General features: G+C 71.7%; 1 protein-coding gene. It reads right to left on the reverse strand.

Annotated features, from left to right (window positions below):
• Positions 1-247, reverse strand: a 247-nt coding sequence (locus SB751_RS33830; protein WP_410749476.1) for an amidase family protein, incomplete at both ends; no start/stop codon positions are given.

A 247-nucleotide genomic window follows, 5' to 3' on the forward strand; every position in this document is an offset into this window, starting at 1 on the left:
CGAACAGCCCGCAGCATGACGCGGGGATCCGGATCGAGCCGCCGCCGTCGGATGCATGCGCGAGCGGCACGATGCCGGCCGCGACGGCGGCTGCTGCGCCGCCGCTCGAGCCGCCGGGCGTGTGATCGAGGTTCCACGGATTGCGGCACGCGCCGAACAGCTCGGGCTCGGTGTACGGCATCTGGCCGATTTCCGACGTGTTGGTCTTGCCGAATACGTTGAGCCCCGCCGCGCGGCTGCGCGCGAT

Source organism: Cupriavidus sp. SIMBA_020, assembly GCF_046535395.1.
Classification (GTDB): Bacteria; Pseudomonadota; Gammaproteobacteria; order Burkholderiales; family Burkholderiaceae; genus Cupriavidus; species Cupriavidus campinensis.